At 43.4% G+C, this 21001-nt stretch carries 13 protein-coding genes and 2 pseudogenes; 11 read left to right on the forward strand and 4 right to left on the reverse strand.

What is annotated here, in order from left to right; translation table 11 throughout:
- Positions 1 to 14: 14 nt before the first annotated feature.
- Positions 15 to 6818: an amino acid adenylation domain-containing protein gene (locus V5G28_RS19610; protein ID WP_332987857.1), complete on the reverse strand. Its 6804-nt coding sequence runs from the start codon at positions 6816 to 6818 to the stop codon at positions 15 to 17.
- 368 nt (positions 6819 to 7186) lie between these two features.
- Here V5G28_RS19610 and V5G28_RS19615 point away from each other — a divergent pair.
- The 4 genes and pseudogenes from V5G28_RS19615 to V5G28_RS19630 all read left to right on the forward strand — a co-directional run.
- Positions 7187 to 7639, forward strand: a pseudogene (locus V5G28_RS19615) (IS66 family transposase); the annotation flags it as partial.
- 456 nt (positions 7640 to 8095) lie between these two features.
- Positions 8096 to 9022 (forward strand): DUF2382 domain-containing protein, encoded by a 927-nt coding sequence (locus V5G28_RS19620; RefSeq protein ID WP_332987858.1) that lies wholly within the window; start codon positions 8096 to 8098, stop codon positions 9020 to 9022.
- Between the two features lie 473 nt (positions 9023 to 9495).
- Complete coding sequence (locus tag V5G28_RS19625) at positions 9496 to 9771, forward strand: WGxxGxxG family protein (protein WP_332987859.1); 276 nt, start codon at positions 9496 to 9498, stop codon at positions 9769 to 9771.
- A gap of 240 nt (positions 9772 to 10011) precedes the next feature.
- Positions 10012 to 10821, forward strand: a complete 810-nt coding sequence (locus tag V5G28_RS19630; RefSeq protein WP_332987860.1) for a hypothetical protein — start codon at positions 10012 to 10014, stop codon at positions 10819 to 10821.
- 32 nt (positions 10822 to 10853) lie between these two features.
- Here V5G28_RS19630 and V5G28_RS19635 read toward each other — a convergent pair whose 3' ends face one another.
- Entirely contained in the window at positions 10854 to 11567 is a 714-nt protein-coding gene (locus V5G28_RS19635; RefSeq protein ID WP_332987861.1) for a DUF1206 domain-containing protein, read from the reverse strand.
- Positions 11568 to 12167: 600 nt separating this feature from the next.
- Here V5G28_RS19635 and V5G28_RS19645 point away from each other — a divergent pair.
- Positions 12168 to 12827 carry a hypothetical protein gene (locus tag V5G28_RS19645; protein ID WP_332987862.1) on the forward strand — a complete coding sequence of 220 codons (660 nt, stop codon included), beginning with the start codon at positions 12168 to 12170 and terminating at the stop codon, positions 12825 to 12827.
- A gap of 72 nt (positions 12828 to 12899) precedes the next feature.
- On the opposite strand, the gene V5G28_RS19650 is transcribed toward V5G28_RS19645, so the two are convergent.
- Both V5G28_RS19650 and V5G28_RS19655 read right to left on the reverse strand, forming a co-directional pair.
- On the reverse strand, positions 12900 to 13652 hold the full coding sequence (locus V5G28_RS19650; protein ID WP_332987863.1) for a BON domain-containing protein: 753 nt from the start codon (positions 13650 to 13652) through the stop codon (positions 12900 to 12902).
- Positions 13653 to 13755: 103 nt separating this feature from the next.
- Positions 13756 to 13934, reverse strand: a pseudogene (locus V5G28_RS19655) (DedA family protein); the annotation flags it as partial.
- A gap of 1289 nt (positions 13935 to 15223) precedes the next feature.
- On the opposite strand from V5G28_RS19655, the gene V5G28_RS19660 reads away from it, so the two are divergent.
- The 6 genes from V5G28_RS19660 (at position 15224) to V5G28_RS19685 (ending at position 20966) form a co-directional block, all read left to right on the forward strand.
- Positions 15224 to 16618 (forward strand): Nramp family divalent metal transporter, encoded by a 1395-nt coding sequence (locus V5G28_RS19660; RefSeq protein WP_332987864.1) that lies wholly within the window; start codon positions 15224 to 15226, stop codon positions 16616 to 16618.
- Positions 16619 to 16756: 138 nt separating this feature from the next.
- Positions 16757 to 17617, forward strand: a complete 861-nt coding sequence (locus V5G28_RS19665; RefSeq protein WP_332987865.1) for an HAD family hydrolase — start codon at positions 16757 to 16759, stop codon at positions 17615 to 17617.
- 42 nt (positions 17618 to 17659) lie between these two features.
- On the forward strand, positions 17660 to 17833 hold the full coding sequence (locus V5G28_RS19670; RefSeq protein ID WP_332987866.1) for a sensory rhodopsin transducer: 174 nt from the start codon (positions 17660 to 17662) through the stop codon (positions 17831 to 17833).
- 506 nt (positions 17834 to 18339) lie between these two features.
- Entirely contained in the window at positions 18340 to 18660 is a 321-nt protein-coding gene (locus V5G28_RS19675) for a hypothetical protein (protein ID WP_332987867.1), read from the forward strand.
- 236 nt (positions 18661 to 18896) lie between these two features.
- A complete protein-coding gene (locus V5G28_RS19680; RefSeq protein WP_332987868.1) occupies positions 18897 to 20039 on the forward strand; it encodes a mechanosensitive ion channel family protein in 1143 nt (380 codons plus the stop codon).
- A 9-nt stretch (positions 20040 to 20048) separates the two neighbouring features.
- Positions 20049 to 20966 carry a mechanosensitive ion channel family protein gene (locus V5G28_RS19685; RefSeq protein WP_332987869.1) on the forward strand — a complete coding sequence of 306 codons (918 nt, stop codon included), beginning with the start codon at positions 20049 to 20051 and terminating at the stop codon, positions 20964 to 20966.
- Positions 20967 to 21001 lie beyond the last annotated feature (35 nt).

Genomic DNA, 21001 nt, shown 5'->3' on the forward strand with positions numbered 1-21001 from the left:
GCTTATTAGCTGTCTTAGAGGAACAATTTTTCGTCGAATAAATCTTCAAACTCCTTATCGAGATCGTCCTCAAATTCTTCGCCTAACAAATCTTCAAACTCTTGCTCGAAATCATCCTCAAATTCTTCGCCTAACAAATCAAAACAGCTATCTTCAATTAGAGCAAGGTCACCGAGTAACTCATCTAATTCTTCTTGGTTAAAATCTGCTTCTGGGAAGTCGGAAGGTGTATAGCCTCCTACATCTGATTTTAAGCAATGGGCGATCAGAGATTGTAATTCCTCTACAAACATTATCGCTAAATGTTCTACGGTCGAACGGCGATAGATATTATCGCTATACTTCCAAGTAAATTGCAATTTACCATCGCTTACAAATCCATCAATTTCTAGTAAATGGCTGCAAATTCCTAAGGGGCTTTGGCTTAGTCCCGTGGACTCTTTGGCTAATGTCACTCCAAGATTTTCTAATCCAATGACATCTAGCTGACCAAGATAGTTGAAACTAACTTCTGCTTGCGGCATCGCTTGTAGCTGCGAGCCTATTTTACTATCTTGGCTTAAGTATCGCAATAGTCCGTAGCCGATGCCGCGATTGGGAATGCTGCGTAGTTGCTCTTTAATACTCTTCAATGCTTCCCCTGGATTTTCTACATTTGCAAGCTGTAAAACTACGGGAAATACAGTGGTAAACCAACCAACGGTACGCGATAAGTCCACATTTTCAAATAATTCCTCGCGTCCATGACCTTCTAAGTCAATTAATAGGCGATTATTTCCAGTCCAGCGGGCAAAGGCTTGTACTAAGGCGGTTAATAGCAGGTCGTTAATTTGTGTATTGTAAGCTGCGGGTACTTCCTGTAACAATGCTTGAGTCTGTTGTGCATCCAAAGTCACTGATACTTGGTTTGTAGAAGCTACGGTGTTAGCTTCTTTGGTTACAGGATAATCTTTGGGTAGGGGAGAAATGTTATTACGTTCAGGTGCTAGCCAATAATCTTTTTCTTTGGAGACTGCTTCAGATTCTGCGTAGGAATTTAGCACAGAAGCCCACTCTTTAAAAGATGTCGTTTTGCGTGGAAGTTGAATAGCATCGCCTTGAAGAAGTTGTTGATAAACTGTAAACAAATCTTCCAACAAAATCCGCCAAGAAACACCATCGACTGCTAAATGATGGACAACGAACAGCAACCGACCTGGTTTATCGCTGCCAAGACTCAACAGCGCTACTTTTACAATTGCTCCTTTTTCTAAGTTTAGACTAGCCTGCATTTCGGAGGCTGTAGACTCAATCGTTGCTTGTTGTTGCTGTAATGACAGCGTTGATAAATCTACTACAGAGAAAGGTGTTGTATCATCAGGAGCAGCGTTAATTTGTTGCCAGCCAGATGCTGATGGTACGTATCGCAGCCGTAGGGCATCGTGATGTAGTAGCAATTGTTTCACTGCTTGTTCTATGAGCTTCGGTTCCAGGTTGTTTGGTACTTCCAGCAACACAGACTGGTTGTAGTGGTGCGGTTCGGGCAGATTTTCGTCAAAGAACCATTCTTGGATGGGTGTAAGGTCTACGGAACCAGTCACCAAACCTTGTTCGGCTTGAATAGAAGCAGTATTGCCAACTACATTCGCTAATTCCGCAATAGTTTGGTGTTGGAAGAGTTGTTTGGGGGTAAACTGTAAACCAGTTTGGTTAGCACGGGCAACCATTTGGATAGCGAGAATCGAATCTCCACCTAATTCAAAGAAGTTATCGTGGATACCTACTTGTTTTTGTCCCAGAACTTCCGCCCAAATTTCTGCTAGTATCTCTTGTGTATTTGTGCGAGGTGCGATCGCCGCAAGGCGGGCACTCCGTGCCATCGCACTTGTTTCTTCATGCTTCGTAGCTACTTCTGGTGCGGGTAAAGCATTGCGGTCTAACTTGCCATTGGGCATCACCGGCAGCGACTCCAACACCACAAAGGCAGAAGGTATCATGTACTCTGGCAGCTTTTCTTTTAAGAAGCTACGCAGTTCGCTATTGTTGGGTTGTGCTTGATCCGAGACAAGATAAGCGATGAGACGTTGGTTACCGTTTTGGTCGGGACGAGCAACAACTACAGATTCTTGTACGTTGGGATGTTGGGTGAGTACACTTTCAATTTCCCCAAGTTCAATACGAAAACCGCGAATCTTGACTTGATGGTCAATGCGACCGATAAATTCAATCGTACCATCGCTCAAGTAGCGTGCCTGATCGCCAGTTTTGTACATCCGCGCTTTTGCTTCGTGACTAAAGGGGTTGGAGATAAATTTCTCGGCTGTTAATTCCGGACGGTTGAGGTAGCCTCTGGCTAATCCAGCACCAGCGATATACAATTCACCGATAACACCAATAGGCACTGGTTGCAGGTGGCGGTCAAGAATATATGTTTGGGTGTTGGCGATCGCACGACCAATGGGTAAGGAATTGGTTTTTGCTTGTTCGCAACTCAGTGTAGAACTGCAAACAGTAGCGGTAATGGTGGCTTCGGTCGGACCATAAGCATTACGCCAGCTGACATTTGCTCCTACATGCTTTTGCCAAGAAGTAAACCGTTCTAACTGCACTCTATCGCTACCTACAATTAGCAAGCGTACACTTTCTGCCCAGTTCACTTGGGGCATTTGGGCTACCCACTCTTGCCAGTACGGTACTGGCAGGTTTAACACCGTCAATTTTTCCTGCTTGACAAATTGAGCAAAATCTGAAATTGTAGGAATTTCGGCAGGACGCAGTACTAAAGTCGCTCCACTCAACCAGGTAGGAAAGATTTCTTCAGCAGCAACATCAAAGCTAAAGCTAGCAAATTGTAGGATGCGATCGCTCGCGGTCAGTTCGTAATTTTTGGCGATCGCGCAGTTATGATTTACTAAAGCTTGGTGCGGAATCAGTACTCCTTTCGATTTGCCTGTAGAACCTGAAGTATAAATCACATACGCTAAGTTCTCTGGCTTGGCGATATTAACGGGATTGGTATTTTCTTTACGCGAAATCACTGCCCAATCTGTATCTAATCGCACTACTTTTGCTGAATGTGGAGGCAGTTGACTTTGTAATTTGGCAGTAGTCAGCAGCACCGACGCTTGAGAATCAGATAGCATATGAGCCAGCCGTTCTTGGGGATAAGCCGGGTCTAAAGGTACGTAAGCACCACCAGCCTTGAGAATACCCAGCATCGCAACCAACATTAAGAGCGAACGTTCAAGGCAGATACCGACGAGGACTTCTGGTTTTACACCTAAACTTTGTAGGTAATGCGCTAATTGGTTGGCGCGGCTATTTAGTTCGCGATAGGTTAGCTTTTGTTCGCCAAATTCTACTGCTACAGCATTAGGAGTTAATTCTGCCTGTTGTGCAAACAACTCATGGATGCACTTATCTTGAGGAAAGTCCATCTGAGTGTTGTTCCACTCCACCAGCAGTTGATGTTTTTGGGAAGTTGTCAGCAAGGGTAATTGTGAAACAGTTTGTTCCGGATTTTTTACAATTCCTGCTAGTAAGGTTTGGAAATGTCCCAACAAGCGGTCAATGGTGGTAGCATCGAACAAGTCTGTATTATAATCGCACTCCAACAGCAGTTCGTCGTTAATTTCCGAGACATTCAAGCTCAGGTCGTAGTCAGCAAAACTGATAGGTTGAGACAGCAGCTTGGTTTGCAGTCCAGGCATTGCTGGTAGATCTACAGGTCGGTCAAAATTAAAGGTCGTTGTCACCAGAAGCGATTGGCTAGCATCGCGTTGGATATTGAGCTTGTCGATTAACTTTGCAAAAGGATAATCTTGGTGTTCGTAGGCTTCTAATAAAACACTTCTTTGGGTTTTGAGATGCTCTTTAAAAGTAGCATCGCCCAAGATGTGATTGCGGATAGGCAATAAGTGACTGCAATAACCTACCATTGTTTCAGTGCCTTCGATGGAACGTCCACTTGCAGGAATACCAACCACTATATCGTCTTGCTCACTGAGGCGATAAAGTAAAGTTGTGTATGCTGCCAACAGTGTCATAAACAGAGTACAACCATTCTGTCTGCTCAAGCGTTTAATTTCATCGCAAAAACTCGCATCAAGATGTAAGGATTGTCTGCTACCGTTATAAGTTTTAACTGGTGGACGTGGGTGGTCTGTTGGTAAATTCAAGTTCGGAACAGAACTTGTATATTTTTGTAACCAGTAAGATTCATGTTCAGCCATTTCGCTTGTTTGGCTTTGCTGATCTTGCCACAGTGCGTACTCGCGATACTGCATTGGCAAGTCCAACTTGTTAACAACACCTTGACACTCGGCTGAATATAACGTTGCGAGTTCCTGCAACATCACACCCATTGACCAACCATCAACAATGATATGGTGTGCCTTTAGTACCAGTACGTGTCGTTGTTCTGCCAGTTTCAAAATATGAGCGCAAAAAAGAACTCCTTCGTTGAGGTCAAAAGCTTTCTGACTTTGATTTTTAAACCACTCAGTGACTTTGTCTGTTTCAACAAGAGAAAAATCAACCAAAGGAACATCTACTTTCAAAGATGATAATATCTTTTGAAAATCGCCTTGGCTACTGATGGTAGTCCGCAATGCCTCATGACGGTCTACAAGTTTTTGCACAGCTTGACGCATCGCTGGTAAGTTAAACGCACCTTGCAATTCCACACTCACTGAGACATTGTAAGCCAGCGAACCTTCTTCCTCAATCTGCGTCAACACCCAAAGTTGCTTTTGTGCCGCAGTTAAAGGGGCGATGGTGACAGCATCAGACACTTCAGTTAATTCTTTTTTGCCCTGCGATAAAGTTACCGAGGGCAACTGAGGAAAAAAACCGCCGCTTCGCAACTCCTCCACGCTCTCTTTTACAGCTTGAATGAACTTATTGACATCTTCATCGTTATGAGCAGCAGACAAGAAACAGTTGCGTCCTTCCCAAATATAAATTCCGCGACACAGGAGGTGATAGAACAACAAATCAACATTTTCCGAAAAGGCAAAGCGGAACAAAGAGCCAAAATGAACAATTTTAATCGGTAAATTCTCGGTTTCAAAGTAAGCATTGAGAGTCGCCGCCATTTTCGCTGTGCGCTGGTTTAACTCTTGGTGTAAAGGCAAACCACGCCGCTTAATTTCTTGCAAGACAGCACGGGCACCAGCCATTGCTAGAGGATGTTTGCAGAAAGTACCCGCAAAGAAAGTTGTATCTGCTTGTGGGTAGGACGCATCGCCGTAGTTCCACATCCCACCGTCAAGACCATCCATGTATTTAGCTTTACCAGCCACAACCCCGATTGGCATACCACCACCGACAATCTTACCGTAAGTAGCGATATCTGCATCAATACCAAACCATGCCTGCGCCCCGCCTGGATGGATGCGAAAACCAGTAATCATTTCATCAAATATCAAAACCACTCCCGCTTCTCGTGTCAACTGTCTGAGTTGGTGCAGAAACTGTTTCGGTTGTAAATCAGGTTTGCGGCTTTGTACGGGTTCGACCAACACAGCTGCCAGTTCGTGGGCATGTGCTTTAATAATCTCTAAGGATTGGGGATTGTCATAGTCCAGCACTAACATATCTTCCACCATTTTGGGCGCGATACCTGGGGCGATCGGCAACGCCGCAGGATTCTCATTCCCAGCCGTTGCCGTGCCTAAAGTGCTGTCAAAATTACCGTGAAAAGAACCAGAGAACATGACAACTTTGTTACGTCCAGTTGCCAAGCGTGCCAAACGTAAAGCGGTCATAACAGCTTCGGTTCCTGAATTGCAGAAGCAGGCACGGTCTAATCCTGTAAGTTCGGAAATTAACTGTGCGACTTCTCCCGCGAGGCTGGTTTGAGGACCAACTTGCATACCTTGCTGAAGTTGCTGTGCGATCGCCGAGGTGATAAACTCGGGATTGTGCCCAAACAAATTCACCCCAAATCCCATCGAAATATCTATATACTCATTACCATCGAGATCCCACATTCTCGAACCTTGAGAACGTTCACCAACAAGCGGATAGAGCATTTCTTTAGTAGAGAAGCGGAAACCTACAGATGCTCGATTGTCTGCTAAAACAGGTCGATAAGTTTGTGTCAGTTTTTTTGATGCTTGAGTACGTTGAGTGTAGCGTGCAATGAGGTTTTCTAAGTGGCTAGACTGCTGTGGTGTCAACCCTCTAGCGCGAATTTCTGCTGGTCGGTAGAATGAAACTGAGGAGGATGGTTTGCTTGGGGATGATGCAGATACGGTTTTTTGAGGAGTATTAACGACAACTGCTTTTGTTTGAGCAGCCGACTTGGAGTGACCATTTTGGTGTGGAAAAGAATTTTCCAAAGCCAAGCCAGTACCGCGCAGAACTTCTAACTGCTGCGACATTAACTGCATCTGTAAGTTAATGACTTCTTCTAGAAAGTTCTCTGAAGCAGCGTTCCCTAGGTGGTTGTTATATGGCATTAAAGTGAGTTGGGGTTGCGATGATACCGAAACTACATTCTCTGGCTGCGAAATCTCTTCTACTACAGGCAATTGTATAGTCGTATTTTGTTCGATATGCCTTGCCAATGCACTTAGAGTTGTTAATTCTTCAAATAACTGACGAATCCCAATCTTAACGCCAAAAGTATTTTCAATATGACGAATCGCATCAACGAGTACAATCGAATCAGCACCCATTTCCAAAAAAGGTGCATCAACATCAACGTCTTCTGGGTCAGATTTGAGTAAATTTGCGACGATGGTACGTAATTGTGCTAAAGCTGTTTCGCTTTGGTTGGGTTCGCTGACCGCGTGGGAATGAGAATTATTAGTGCTAAGAGTATATGTGTTCATGGTGTTTTCGGTTGTGGGTTGCGATTGATTTGATGACTTTTTGGGAAAGAAATAGCTGCTACTAAAATTGCAATTAGGTTGCGATGAAACTTGTAAAATTAACTAAACGCAAATTAGATACACTTATAAAGCAGTTGCTTAAGAATATCTAGCGTCTCTCTTTTGATAGGGGTAAGCCAATTAATTTATGCAGCCACTTCCAATACGGTTCGGTTAAAACCGAAAACCAGGTAAATTAACTTACCGTGGGGCACACGGGAACTTACGCTTGGGGAGATTTACCCTCCTGGGCAGTTGGCCGGGGCCTGCTGTTTAGTGGTGAGTCGTTGAGCCAAGAATCCTCGAGGCTTTAGCCCGAGGAGTGTCAATCTGCAAGATGCTTACATAGTGACTATCACTGTGGCAAAATTGGTTTGCTTGATCTGAGGCGATTGGGCTTTAGCCCACTGCGCTCCGCGCAATCGCGTGACGAGATCGAATTTCAACTCCAAGCGGTATTAGACGACCCTCCAGAAAAAGGTTTCCCTGCTGATGCTCAACGATTAGCTGACCGAATCAAACGACATTGGGATCAATGGTTTACCTTTTTAAGTCATCCTGAAGTTAAGCCTGATAATAATGATGCGGAACGAGCTTTGCGTCCCATTGTTATACACCGTAAAGTCAGTGGCGGAGCCAGAAGTGACTGGGGTGCCAACCTGGTTGCCCAAATGTTCAGCTTTTTGGAGACTGTTCGTTTACAGGGTGGGGATGCTATTTCTGCTTTATTTGATATTTTGTCTATTGCTGGTCGCAGCCCCCCTGGCTTGAATGTTACTTAAGGATATGGCACGGGCTTGTTTTTTCTCTGTTCTCAACAAGCCTTGCTTTTTGCTGTGAGCAATTACGATTTTGTCGAGCTTAAAACCTATTTCTTAAGTAGTACTTTTTGTGAGAATTGCTAATTTCCACGAGTTTTCCACTTTTGCCAGTTAACTTAAAACTATATCTTCCACCTTTCTTTGTTGAACATCCATATTTAGGCATTCGTTTAGTTGAGTTAACCCCTGATATTCCATAGGAATTCAACTAAAGTAATATTGGTTTTAAGGGGAATCAAAATCGAGGACTTTTCATTGTAAAAGTGGCTCCAAACTCTGCTGCGAACCGCCCAGCGCAGTGCAAGCGCAAATGACTAAGCTTAAATATGAGAAGCTAATTGTATAGCCCTGGCTTGACACTTGGAACGTGCGATAGATATTAAGTTGAGTAGAATACAATACAGGAACAATCGCAAAATGGTTCTTTACAAACTTGAGGATTTTGACGCAAACTACCAAGGCTCTTTTGGTGGTGATGACATCAAGGGTTATGATGTCTATTCAGATAGAGATGATGAAAAAGTCGGCACCGTTAAAAATATATTAGTTGACGAGTCAGGTCATTTCCGGTATTTGGTCGTTGACACTGGTTTTTGGATCTTGGGAAAGCAAGTATTACTACCAGTAGGTCGTACCCGAATTGACCAAGGCGATCGCCGCGTTTATGCTGTGGGGTTCACCAAAGAGCAAGCAAAAGATTTGCCTGAGTTCAGCGAAGACCTGAGAATTGATTACGATTATGAAGAGCGAGTGCGGGGAGTTTATCGCACTCAACGTTTAGAGGCATCAGCACCTTTAGAGGCATCGGCTCCTTTAGATGCACCTGCAGCACCCATACCCTACAAAGCTCCTGAAACAAAGGCTACTCGAGTTGCGGCTAGAAATGTTGATTACGATCGCAATGCATACACCTACCAACAAGAGCCGGATCTGTACCAGATGAATGAGCAGGATCATCAAACGCTCAAACTGTACGAAGAACGGCTGGTTGCCAATAAAACCCGCCATAAGGCTGGAGAAGTAACAATTGGCAAACACGTTGAAACAGAAACAGAACGGGTTTCAGTACCAGTAGAAAAAGAACGAGTTGTGATTGAGCGAGTGACTCCAGAAAACGCTCTTCAAGCTGTTTCTCCTGGGGAAGCTGCTTTCCGCTCTGGAGAAGTCGCACGTATGGATATCTACGAAGAGAAGGCTGATATCCACAAACAAGCCGTCTTGCGTGAAGAAGTCAGAATCAGGAAACAAGTAGAGCAAGAAATGGTTAGCTCCCAAGAACAGGTTCGTCGAGAAGAGCTAGATGTGGATACCGAAGGTCGTCCGATTGTAGATAAAAATAGGTGACGAATTCTCAAATCACACATTAAAATAACGCTCTTAATTAAGTCGTGACCAGCACTTTGGGCAAGAAAGCAGGTGGCAGAGGGCACAAGGGAAGAACTTTGGATTGTACCAAAAGTTTTCAAGCCGCAGCCCAGACTGGGTAGAAGTCTTCTCCAAATCTAGAGTCTCCCGCACGCTCCCCAAACGATTTGGTAGTCTTCAATTTAGAGGGGTCAGAATCTCTTTCCAATTGATCCCTTCTGTCCTCTTCAAAAGTTGACCTCAAGTCTTAACAAACAGTGCAGGTGGAGTTGAAATGTAGTTCTGCCTGTGGTTTTAAGTAGTAGTTATTAGTTCACCATTATAGCGCTTCTCGGTTGTGTGCAATACACGGCTGTAGTGAAAGTACATGCTACGTCTCTACATTATTCGTGGTGGTGTATCTGACTCAAGTGAGAACCGCTATACTTCACAAATGAAAGGAAAATTTAACCATGGTACGTGCTAATTTGTTCAAAATGATTGGAGTTGCCACTCTCACATTGTCCACGGCAATTATGCCCTTAACTCTGCCTGCAACGGCTCAAGTTGAACCCGGAGTTGGAGGATCATATGAGCAGACAGGAATTTATGAAGATGACGATTTCGATTGGGGCTGGCTAGGATTAATTGGTTTGGTTGGTCTATTTGGTTTGGCTGGAAAAAGCCGTCGCCAAGAACCTACTGCTTATCGTGAACCTGATACAGTCGGCACTGGCTATAGAGATTAGTACCTCCCAGTTGATTAATCTAGAAATTGGTTCTTGAGACGTTTCCAAATTATGGAAACAAGGCTGCGAGTTCTAATATGTCAATAACCAAAAGAAAGCCTTAGCTGACCTAGGGCTTTCTCTGTATTATTGGATAGAGGTAGTTTTTTAATAACTACTGTTTTCTTACTGTCTGAGGTAGATCAACCCCTAGAACTCAAAGAGAATGTGACCAATAGTAAGTTTAAGGGGATGTTTTGATTGATAAATAGACTAAGTAAAAATTGTGTTCCCAATTGTGAGCCGAACCGTAATGGCAGCTTTGCTCAGGCGTTGTGGAAAACTAATGGAGCAATTGCCCTGGCACTCTTTGTTGTGGTTCTGCCTGCATGCACTCCGTCACCTGGTCCTGAGGCTGGCACAACGGTAAGTGAAGTCGTCAACGCGCCAAATGCCGACCTCATAGGCAAGACCGTAACCGTCAATGGAGAAGTCGAAAAAATCCTTGGTCCGAAGGCATTCACAATTGAAGGTAATAGACTCTTTAACGACCCAGAGGTGCTGGTCGTGAATCCCACAGAATCTCCCATAGTCAAGGATACCCTCGTTCAGGTGACAGGCACGGTTCGTCAGTTCTTGGGATCGCAAATCGAGAGTAAGTTCGATTTGGACTTGCCTCAGGAGTTTGAAGTGGAATTCAGGGGTAAGCCTGTGCTTATCGCTACGGCAGTAGTTCTAACGCCCCGTCCAGGTGAAATCGCCGAGGAACCAAGCCAATTCATAAGCAAGACGGTAACCGTTAGCGGCAAAGTTGCAAAAGTCATCAGCCCAAATGCATTCACACTCGATGACAAAGAGCTTGTTGGCGGTAAAGAGTTGCTAGTCATTGGTGCTATTCCAGCAGCAGGCTCCATTGATCAGGGCAAGACTGTCCGGGTGATCGGTTCAGTTCGCAAGTTCGTTACAGCAGAAATCGAGAGAGACTTCGATTTTGACTTGCAGCCGGAGCTGGAAGTGGAATATGAGGGCAAAGCCGTAGTGATCGCTCAGTCAAGCCAAATGGTAGAATGAGTTGGCAGACAAAGCTACCAGCCGCAGACTCATTAGATTATAATCCGACGATACCGCGCTAGTACCAGCATATGGATAGCATAAGCTACGAGACCAACCGCAACAATACCCAAAATCCACTGACCCAAAGTTTCTTGTGCCAGCGTTTCCAGAGCACCACCCAGTCCTTGGACTTCGTCTGGGTCGGACTGAACAGCAGCTTGAATCAGGAGAAGGCCGATGATGCCGAAAGCAATGCCACGTGCAGCAATACCAAATCTGCCGATGCGCGTCGCCCATTTTACCTGGGCATTGCTCATCTCGTCCAATTTGAACCGTTCAAGGAATTTAGCAGTGTAAGCTCTATACACATAGGAAAAACCCACGCCGAGCACAATTGCCCCAACAATTCCGACTAGCCATTGACCGAAGGGCTGTGCAAGCAAGCGCGCCGTCCAGTCTTGCCTCCAACTACTGTTGTTGGCTTCCCAACCAATAACGAGCTGCACCGCAGTAAGGGCTAAACCTGCATAACTCAGACCGCTGAGCGCGTAGCCAAGGCGCTGTACAACTCTGTTCCCATCCGTGTTTTGGTATTCAGGATCTATGAATGCTTGAGTGAAACGCCAGATTGCGTAACCAATTAGACCAAAAGCAACCACGCTAAGCAAAAATTTTCCAAACGGCTGCGTAATGATAGTTTGCAGAGCACCACTCGTGCCAGTTGTTTTGCTGCCGATGCCAAATCCCACAGGCAGCGCTAGCAAGCCGACGATAAAGTAGACCCCCCTTTAGCCGCATAACCGAACCGTGCAAGTCGCTCAATCCACAGGTTGACAGCCATTTGTATAGTCGTTTGTTCTAAAATTAGTACTCAACGCTCAACTGCTAGTTTAGTCGCAAAGTCAACCAGTTATTTTGTATCTGCTGAAGCACAATACAAGCTACCAGGACTTTGAGGGATAGCCAAACATTTTGAGATAACAGAATTAGAGAAATTAGACTAATCCCTAAGGTAGCTCCAATTTCAGAAACCAAATCAAACACCCTGGCGATCACTGGCAAGAGCAATGGAAAGGGTATTTGTTGGTCTCCCAGTGTTGTTGATATTAACGTAGCCGAACTCTTTGTGTTGAAAGTTTACTGAATTCTCCACGAATTTTCCACTACTGAAATGTATCTTTAAGTTCAAGATTATTTCACTTAAATTAACCCAAATACTTATTCGTACAAGCACCTTAGTACTCAAGGGCTTTCTCCTTACTGACGCATCACTGGTAGTAGGTACAGTACTTAGTCCATTTCCGCTCATGCAATCCGTAAGTAGGAGGTCTAAATAAAGTTTAAATAACATCAATCACAATGTTATGAAAAAAATCATTCGCTTAGCTTTAATTAGTATTTTAATAGCATTAAATATAGTAGGTCTTGGAGGTTTAAAGTTTCAATCAGTTCAGGGTGAACGGTGTCATTTGGCAAACATAGATTGTTATCCATATATTAAGCAGCTTAGTGAAGAAGCATGGGGTCAGGGAGGTGCAATAGCATATCAAGCCGCTGCTCAATTAATGCGTGCTAATAACGGTATTAGTCAATACTTAGACGAGACACAGAAGCGATATTTGCGACCCTATTTTGGAGATTTAGTTGATCGTGTTCTGGTTATCTACAACGCAAAATTGATGGATGACTGGTTGTATGCTGATTTCAAAATAGATATTAGTCAGATTGATTCTATTGCTCAAACCTATTGCGAACGTATTTATGTTGAAGATTCATACAAACTTGATGATTCTCGTCAGCTTACGTTGTTAGCTCATGAGCTTACACATTCTAGGCAGTGTGAGCAATTCGGTGGTGCAGATAAGTTTGGATACTATTATTTTAGGGAGTTCAGAAGGGCTGGTCAGAGGTACGAAAAGAATAAACTGGAAAGAGAGGCGAATGAATATGAGGGACAATTTGCAGGGTGGCTTTCTAATCAACTGGCGAACAATCAAGGCAGCCTCGAGGCAAGGATAAATTGATAATTCTGGCTTTAAATCGTAGAAAAAAACGATCAACAACTACTCTGTCTTGTCTCAGATTTGAGTGTCTATTCAATTATCTGGATAACGAATGACGAGCTTATCTACTACCATAATGACTCCTGTGGTATGGGAAGCTGTGTTATGCACAGCTCGCCACGCTGCCCAATTAGGAACAAAACCTGTTAGGGAAACTCTACCATTCTCTACTATCACGTTTACATCTCCAGCTTCTACATCCATGTTGCGTTCCAAGGCATTCGCAATGCATTTTGCAATCTCCTCATCTTGATCTTCCTTGGTAGGTACAACCGCTAGTTCATTGACAACATCAATAACCCCAGTGATCCCGTAGGCAGTATTTTGTGCCTGAAATTTCTTCCAAAAAGCATCCACTACGCCTTGCAGAGTTAGAAAACCTCCAATAACGCTGACATTAATCTTACTAGCATCAATATCTGCGTTCCAAGTAAGAGCATTCATCACATTTAATGCGATTTCTTCATCTGTAGGGAGAGGGGTCATAAGTGGATACTGCACCTGTAGTTGATTATCTATCTCAATTATTCCCGCAACCTCTCTCACATTGTCCTTGACGATACGTTTGGTTCTGTAGCTTGACACTGTACCTTTGAGGGTTATTTTGCGATTCTCAACTATTACATTAACTTCAGCTGCGTTCACACGATCGTCCCAGCGAAGTTTATCCACGACTATAGTTTTAAGTTCCTCGTCTGTCGTTACAGTCATAAATACACCTGTTTGTTGTTTTCTCATCTGTACAGCAATAGTGATAGCAATTTGCACAAATAGTACGTCTTGCATTAGGTTGTGCGCTCAAGTAAAACTACTATCGAGCAAAGATGAAATGAGGAATTTTAATTGATATTGCTTAGGTAGAATAAAGGTTTAGTCTGTAAGCTCGACTCCCTGCCAAAACGACCCAAAGTAAGCTGTTTAACTTGCCCTGTTGGGCGGTAAACCCTGCTAAAGGCATAATTACCTCTGAAGGCAAGGGAGGAAAGATATTTTCCAGCGCCATTACATTAATAGAGCGATGCCCAGGTATCGAAGGGAAGAAATAACATTAGTAATCCAGTCAACCATCAAGTTTGCTGAGCGCCTCCACTGTTAAAGTTAAAGAGCGCATTAGTTAACAACGGCGATTTGTACTTAAAAACCTTCGCTTGATATTTACCCGAAACACTTACCTGCTTTACCTCCTGCAATTTTTTAAATTGTCGAACTCACATTGAGCTTAAGTCTCAATGGTGGAAAACTGGTGGAGAACGCTTAGCAGTTGTTATATGACATGATGCACTTAGCATTAAGAAGAACGCAGAATGCAGAATATCCCCACAAATAATTTTGAGGCATTTAAGTAAGGAAAGAATCTTTTCCATAAATAAATTTAGGGGCTTCTGACTAACACTCTCCACTCTGGTTGTACAAAACTCATGCTGATATTTAACAACAGAGTTTTTAATTCCTAAGCTGAATTCTGGCAATGCTTGTTCTAAGTTCTTTCTTGGTGAAGAAGACTAAAGACTGAAGAATCTCAAATACCCTCAGTAACGTATTCTTATTCCTTTGGATAGATTGATTTAGTCCTCAATAGTATTATGACCTGAACCAAGATATGTTGCATAGGAGTGCGGTCAACTTAAGGCTTGCTGTCATCCTTAGCTATTCAAATTGAGTTAGTAGCACTATCTCTTTAGTATTACTTTGGAAAACAAGCTTGAATTCTCCACAAGTTTTCCACTATTGAGGCTTATCTTCAAATTGTATACAGTTCCTCAGTCCTTCAATTAGGTTGACACGCTTAATATTTTCTTAAAAATTTAAATTTTTTATCTAAGTTTTTTGCAGGTTAAATAACAAAATAAACAATGATTTGAGATGGAAAATTTCTAATTCATCAGTTCCTTTTTTTTTAATTAAATAAAAATTAGCAGTGTATCTGTAACCCATAACTAATAATAATTTTTTATTAAAGCAGTAGTCATGTAATTGTCTGAATCTACTTTTTTAGTATGTCATTTATTTATTGGTTATACATCTTTTTTTATAAAGCCTGAAAGGTAAAAAATCTAGTCAAATAATGACAAGGAAATAAGAACAATGGCTATTTCTAAAAAAATGATTTCTGTGCTTTTTCTTGGGTCCATGTTAGCGCTTGCTGCTGGCTGTGAAGGATCTGAATATGAAGAAGACGATCGCCTGGGTATAGTCCCATAAAACAGCAACTTACTTGTAGCAAGAAGCGTGACACCTTCTAGATAAACATGATTGTTGCAACCATTGGCAATGCATTGCTGTGGCTGCATTGAGTGAATCGCTCATGCCTTGGACTTTAGAAATTAGTCCTAAAAGCAAGCAAAAATGGCACAAAAATGAACGATAAAAATAATCACACTTCTTCAGTAGAAACATCTAACAAGCAGAGTGAGGGCAGCAATCAACAGATACCGCAGCCACCAAAGGGTTGGCAGCGCTTTCTGTGGTTGGGACCAAGTTTTTTGTGGATGCTCTCGGCAGCGGGTTCAGGAGAGTTGCTGTTTACACCTAGAATCGCGGCTCTCTACGGCTATTCTCTGCTGTGGGCGCTGCTTGCCGCCGTGATCCTCAAATGGTTTATTAACCGTGAAGTGGGTCGTTTTTCAGTTTGCACTGGCGCAACGATACTTGAAGGCTTCAAGCAAATTCCCGGTCCGAAAAACTGGGCAGTCTGGCTGATTTTGCTGCCGCAGGTGTTTGTAGCAATCTCTACCGTTGCGGGACTCGCAGGTGCTGCCGCCACAGCACTGATTTTAATGACAGGAGGAACTGCCCAGATGTGGACGGTGATTATCATCCTTGTAACGGCGGCGATCGTCGTTTTAGGGCAATACTCTGTAGTTGAAAAGATTTCCTCCTATATAGGTATCGCCCGTACAGTGGCAGTGGTAGTTGCAGCAATTTTTGTCTTCCCCAACATTCAACAACTGGCAGGGGGTTTAGTCCCTCAAATCCCTAATAACGTGCAATATCAGGAAATTCTCCCTTGGCTGGGTTTTATGCTAGCAGGGGCAGCAGGATTGATGTGGTACTCTTATTGGGTGGAAGCTAAAGGGTACGGCGCTGCTGGTATCAAGGGGCAAGAAGCAATTGACCCCAAGCAACTAAGTCAGGAGCAAAGAAAAAAGCTGCGTGGCTGGATTTCTCTGATGACCTTCTCCAACACCTTAGCGGTGGTTGGTGCGCTATTGGCAGCACTATCTTTTCTGATTCTTGGTGGAGAGTTGCTGCGTCCAGAAGGGTTGGTGCCAAAAGAAAGTCAGGTTGCCGAAACTCTGGGTCGTTTACTGGGCGATTTGTGGGGACCCTTAGGCTTCTGGTTTATGGTGGCGATCGTTTTTATTACCTTCTGTAGCACCACCCTTTCAGTTGAAGATGGCTTTGGGCGGATGTTTGCTGATGGTACGCAGATTATTTTACAAGGGTTTGGGGTACGGGGTCGCTGGACGAACGAAAAGTTCTTGCAGCGTTTCTACATAGTGGTGCTTCTGGCAGTGCTGCCCATTGCCATCTACCTGTTCTTTGGCGAACCTGTCGGCTTGTTGCAAACAGCAGGAGCAATTGAAGCTGCTCACATCCCCATTGTCACGGGACTGACCCTGTACCTGAACTACCGGATGTTGCCCAAGGAATTGAGCCCGTCAAAGTTTACGTTTGGTGCAACTGCTGTTGCCGGAATTTTCTTCGCTGTATTTGCGGTTATCTACCTTTACCAGCTACTCAGTCAGTAGTCAGTAGAAGCTCGCCCTACGTCGGCAGTTTCGAGTCAACTTGATAGGAGGTATGTTACCCGTGATCACCCTAACCACTGGGAGAACCGCAACTATCAAATTGCCGTTGTTGGTTAACTGTAACTGAAGCTTATTGTTATGACTCTAGCAACTAAATCACTTTCTAACCGCATTGCCGTAGTTTTCGACTTCGACGATACTCTTGTGCCGGATACTGTCGATAGTCTGCTCAACAGCTGCGGTATTGACGCTCTTCAATTTCGCGCCCGACGTATTCAACCACTGATTGACAGCGGTTGGGACAAGATACTTGCCCGATTCTACGCTTTGATTGAGGAATCGCAGCGACAAGGCAACAAAATTACACAGGAATATCTTGTCTGGTTTGGTCAACAGTTAGCTCCCTTTGATGGGGTGTCGAAAATGTTTGATCGCCTGCGACAGCTTGCTTATCAACTCAATCCAAAAGTGGAAGTTGAGTTTTACTTAATCACCTGCGGGATGGTAGAAATTGCCCGTCATAACTGCATTGCCCCTAACTTTAAAGCAATGTGGGGCTGCGAGTTTCACTATGGCAAAGAGGGGGGAATTGAGTTTCTCAAGAAGATTGTTACTCACACTGAGAAAACGCGCTATCTGTTCCAAATTGCCAAAGGTGTAGACTATGACAAGGACGATGGTCGGACATTTGTTTATCGGGATGTGCCACAAGAGGAACTGCACGTACCATTGACGCAGGTGATTTATGTTGGAGATGGAGCGTCTGATATTCCTTGCTTCTCACTACTGAATGAGGAACAGGGGATAGTGATCGGCGTTTACAAAAACCGCACACCCCAGGATTGGGGGCAAGAGTTAAGCATTACCCAAAGTCAGCGAGTAGTCAACCTAGCACCTGCTGACTATAGTGAAAATTCTGAACTGATGCAGTCACTGATGCTAGCCCTAGAGAGTGTATGCAAACAGATTTCTCTGCATCAATTGAGCGTGGGTGAATAGAAAAATTTTGCAAGCGCAAATTTGAACTCAGGAGATTCGATTATGAGTAACCCAATTGGACAAACAAGGTGGGCAATAGCTGAAGGTTACATCCCCGCTTATAGCCACGGACCTGAACTGCAGTTTACCAGCCATGAAACTGCCTGTCTGCTGAATACTTCAGACCAAGATGCCCATGTGAAAATCACAATTTATAGCAACCGACACGAAGCTTAGGACAACTTTTCAATCCACAAATCATGCTGTTGCAGCCGTCTACAGCCGACTTGTCCTAACACCTTTGGCGACGGCTATACTTCAGCAACTGCACCCCACACGCCAGTCGCCTGCTGTCGGGAAAGCCGTCATTCGCGCTGGCTCCCCTTTATCCCCTCCCCCGCAGTCGCCTCAACGGGACGGCAGTTGCTACAACGGGGGAACCCCCGCAACGCACTGCCTCGGGAACCCCCGCACGGTGAGACAGCGCTGCAGGAGGGTTTCCCGACAGCAGGCGACTGCGAACCCGAAGGGCGCTGCTCTCCGCTCGCGGTCCGGGGACGTGAAGCGTAGCTTTACGGGGGTGGGGTTGCTAGGGTAATGACAAGTTTTCATCCGAACTTGATATCATTCTGCATAACGTTAACCCAGAGCAGCAGCAGTTCATTGAGGTATTTGGCGAAAAGATGTTGCCTATACTGACAAAAAACTAATTAGACAACAGAAAAATTAACGGAGCAATGTTTATGAATAAACTTACTCACCTGAGCCAAAAAAGTATTGAGCTAGTGGAAACAATTTGGGTGACATTTTGGGCGAGGCTACTGATTGTTCTTTTAGCCAGTCTTTTAACTGCATTGGCAAGTTCTGGCTCGGCGCTCAATCCCTGCTTTGGCTTTTTGTATGAAGAACCCTACAACCATAGAGTCTTGGCTCCTCAGACATACCCACCTAATGCTATGTCTCAACAACTGCTTGTGCGAGCACAATTTCCCAATCAGCTCAAGGAATGCTGGTATGGCAACGGCTCGTCCTATTCAATCGCCTCTTTTGGAGAATCGAAGTGAGGCGATCGCTTTGCACCATCGCCCGTTTGCGTAGCTTGCTTGTAGGGCATAGGCATATGCAGCGCGTATACCTGCGGTACGCTTTGCGTTTACGGCGGGAGATCCGCGCCTATACTTTAACTTTAGAGCATAAGCAAATATTAAGCGCTGTCCCTTATTGAAGCATAAGGAATGCAGTTTAGATTTATTCCAGCAAAATGTAATAGTATGTATCACCAAAAAAATGGAGTTTACTAGTGCTAGATTCCTTGTTTGAAATTTTGAATAACGATGGGAGATTACATATCGGCGCTCTAGGATTGACTTGGTTATTGGCTTTCATCAGTGGTGGCTTGTTTCTCCCTATACTGGGTTTACGTAGTATGAGCTTTGCACAATCACTAATAACTCGTTTCATTTCTTTGAAAGAAAGAGTTGCTTATCAAAAAGTTGTCAAGCCTTATGAAAACTGGCTGCGCGTTGCATTTTGTCTTTTACTTGCTGATATATTCGCAATTTTACTCCCAGAATCTGATTGGTCTAGGCTGATAGAAATTCCCATTGGATTAGCTTTAACGATTACTGCCAGTTGGTTAGCTTCTCAAATATTCAAGCAGTTTTTTGATTTCTATCTATTAGATGCAGCAATCAAAAGTGGGCGAAAAGTTAACAGTGAATTACTACTTCTTACTAAGTTACTTGCAAATATAATAATTGTAGTTGTCGCAACTATTATCTTTGCCGAAACTCATCAAATCAATATTTTTGGACTGGTAGCGAGTTTAGGGATTGGTGGTTTAGCAATAGCCTTTGCTGCCCAGAAGATATTGGAACAAGTATTAGGTGGTGTCGTTATTTATCTTGATCGTCCCTTTGTCATTGATGACTATATTGGCTTACCAGATGGAACTTTTGGTCGAGTTGAATCAATTGGCTTACGCTCTACCAAAATTCGCACCTCTGGTAAGGGTACAGTAATAATTGTCCCTAACAGTTCACTTACGCAGGTTAACATTGAAAACTTTAGTGGCGCTAAGAAGGTGATGGCAATTACTTATTTAAACTTCTATCGCGCCGTTCAGAATGAAGAACGAGCTTTGATTCGCCAGGTTATCCTTGAAAGTACCGTCGATATTTTTGGAATTGATACGCGCAGCACCGATGTTATTTTTAAAGATTTGCCAGAGCAAGTAGGGCAGTCTTCTAAAGTACAAACAGCAGAGCGAACACAAGCACAAATTACCTTCTTTATTTTAGGTTCTGGTGAAGTTTCAATGGGACTGCGACGTCAACTCCTTGACCTTGCTAATCAAAGTATTACCCAGCGTTTAAAAGAATATGGTATCGCCTTTGATATTGACGAGCCAACTATCTATGTTGATTCTCCTATTACAATTTAAAACTCATTTATGAATTTTTCAGAAATTATTCAAAATTTTAGAGACTTTGAACAAGTAGCTAAACCTATATTAATTAAGTTTGGAATCTTTCTACTATTTATACTGTTGTCTTTCCTAGTAGGAAGATATACACCTTTGCTTGTTAGGTTGCTTCTCAGGCAATTTTTTCCACAGCAACTGACTACAGTTTATGAAAAATTAATCTATCCAATTAGAAACTTATTTAAACTTGCTGGTACCTTAATCTTAATTTCTTTCTCTTTAAATTGGATTAAGGAGTATCAACTAGTCTATAACTTTATTAATCCTTTTATTGATTTGGCAGTTATTATTAGTTTAGCCTGGCTAGTCTCGCGTTTATTTCGTCAATTTCTCCTTGTTTACGGAATAGATTTACTCCGCAAGTTCGGTCGGGAAGTTGATGAACTACTACTAGTATTTGAGACTTTAGCAAATGTGATTATTGGCTTTTTTGCTGTGCTAGCTTTTGCCAAGAACCGATTTGATTTAGTTGGTTTAGTAACGGGTTTAGGAATTGCGGGTGTGGCGGTTGCTTTTGCTTCTCAGAAGACTTTAGAGCAATTATTGGGAACTATCGTGTTGTATTTAGATCGCCCCTTTGTTCCTGGAGAATATATTCGTTTACAACGTTCTCAACAAATTCCAGAAGGTTTATTTGGTCGAGTGGAGTCGATTGGTTTACGCTCTACCAAGATTCGTACAGCGGCAAAAAGTACACTTTTTATTGTGCCAAATTCCATATTGGCAAATTTAGAAATTGAAAATATTACTAGAGGCAAGAAGGTGATGGTCTTGCTGTACATCGACTTTTTGAAGTTTCTGGAAGAGCGAGAGCAAGCACTGGTGCAGCAAGTCATTGCTAATAGTACTAACTCATTATTTGGAATTGACCCAGGCAGTGAGTAGGTTTTATGTAACGGAGTAACATCAGCGATTGCCCT

The organism is Scytonema sp. PRP1 (assembly GCF_036697665.2).
In the GTDB taxonomy this organism is placed as follows: domain Bacteria; phylum Cyanobacteriota; class Cyanobacteriia; order Cyanobacteriales; family Nostocaceae; genus Kalymmatonema; species Kalymmatonema gypsitolerans.